The sequence below is a fragment of the Microcystis sp. LEGE 08355 genome, from assembly GCF_015207185.1.
GTDB lineage: Bacteria > Cyanobacteriota > Cyanobacteriia > Cyanobacteriales > Microcystaceae > Microcystis > Microcystis panniformis.
Genome location: NZ_JADEXI010000911.1, coordinates 1 through 1,222, shown reverse-complemented (window position 1 = coordinate 1,222; position 1,222 = coordinate 1). Strand labels below are relative to the sequence as shown.

Annotated in this window: 1 tRNA gene and 1 pseudogene; both read left to right on the top strand. The window is 42.0% G+C overall.

Annotated features, from left to right (window positions below):
• Positions 1-107: 107 nt before the first annotated feature.
• Positions 108-181 (top strand) — tRNA-Pro (locus IQ242_RS25180).
• Positions 182-312: 131 nt separating this feature from the next.
• Positions 313-1,222: pseudogene (locus IQ242_RS25175) on the top strand (PD40 domain-containing protein); the annotation flags it as partial.

Below are 1,222 nucleotides of genomic sequence, written 5' to 3'. Positions count from 1 at the left end.
ACCCTAGCTAGATAGCTGGCCACTAATTCCGGGGATGGGGGAGAAAGGAAGAAAAAAAAAGCTTGCAAAATGCTGCGATTATCGCTATGATGGTTAAGGTTCAATATCGGGGCGTAGCGCAGCTTGGTAGCGCACTACTTTGGGGTAGTAGGGGTCGTGGGTTCGAATCCCGCCGCTCCGATTGCAGGAAAACAGAGAGTTAGGTAGGGATGCACCTAATCCCTACTTTGTCCTGTTTACTCGAAATTTTCTTAATTTGTCAGCGTTTCTGATCCAGTTAGTTCACCATTAGAATCACTGCTTTAGTCGAAAATGTCTCATCAAATATCAGCTTACGGTTCCTGGAAATCACCGATTACCTCCGATCTAATTGTGGCAGCATCGATTAGTCTTGGTGGTGTAACCCTAGATGGAGAAGATATTTATTGGTTAGAAGGCAGACCACAGGAAAAGGGGCGAAATGTTTTAGTTAAATTAAACCCCGACGGCACAACCACAGAAATCACCCCAGCACCTTTTAATGTGCGAACTCGTGTCCATGAATACGGGGGAGGTTCCTATCTAATTGTTGTCGGAATTATCTATTTTTGTAATTTTGCTGACCAAAGAATTTATCGCCAAACTGCTGATAGTTTACCCCAACCTCTCACCCCAGAAAATTCCTGTCGTTATGCGGATTTAATTCTCGATAAATTTGGCAATCGTTTAATCTGTGTTTGTGAAGATCATAGCCAAAAAGATCGGGAACCAGTTAATAGTATTGTCAGCATCGATGTGGATACGGGAGAAATAAAAACTTTAGTATCTGGCGATGATTTTTATACCTCTCCTCGCTTGAGTGCCGATGGTTCTCGATTAGCCTGGATTAGTTGGAATCATCCTAATATGCCCTGGGATAGTTCTTTTCTCTGGGTGGCGGATATTAATAATCTTTATTTGAGTAATATTCGGGTCATTGCTGGCGGTGAAAATGAGTCAGTGTGTGAACCGCGCTGGTCCGCCGATGAACAGTTATATTTTACTAGCGATTGCAATGATTTCTGGAACTTTTATTGCTTTAAACACGATGAACAAATCGAACCAGTTATCGAACCGATAGAGGCTGAATTTGCTTATCCTCATTGGGTTTTTGGTTTATCTAACTACGGATTTGCTGGGGAATACCAGATTATTTGTAGCTATACAAAAAATGGTCGTTGGTATTTAGGAAGTATCGATACTC